The sequence below is a fragment of the Pseudoalteromonas sp. 5Ae-yellow genome, assembly GCF_014077565.1.
Lineage (GTDB): Bacteria > Pseudomonadota > Gammaproteobacteria > Enterobacterales > Alteromonadaceae > Pseudoalteromonas.
On the sequence record NZ_JACGWD010000195.1, the window covers coordinates 1 to 277 of the forward strand.

A 277-nucleotide genomic window follows, 5' to 3' on the forward strand; every position below is an offset into this window, starting at 1 on the left:
ATTCATGACTGGGGTGAAGTCGTAACAAGGTAGCCCTAGGGGAACCTGGGGCTGGATCACCTCCTTATACGATTTAGAACTTATTTGTTCGTAGTGTCCACACAGATGATTGTTAATTAGTGCTTGTCCCTTTGGGATAACTAATTAATATGCTCTTTAAAAATTTGGAAAAGCTGATAATAAAATTCTGATAGATACATTGTATTTATCAAGAGTTTTCAAAAGTAAAAAAGAATGGTAGCAGTACCATTCAGTGCCATTTAGTTAACTCATATGA

The 277-nt window shown here is 35.4% G+C and carries 1 rRNA gene; it reads left to right on the forward strand.

What is annotated here, in order from left to right:
* A 16S ribosomal RNA gene (locus H4J63_RS19940) occupies window positions 1-67 on the forward strand; the annotation flags it as partial.
* Window positions 68-277: the final 210 nt, after the last annotated feature.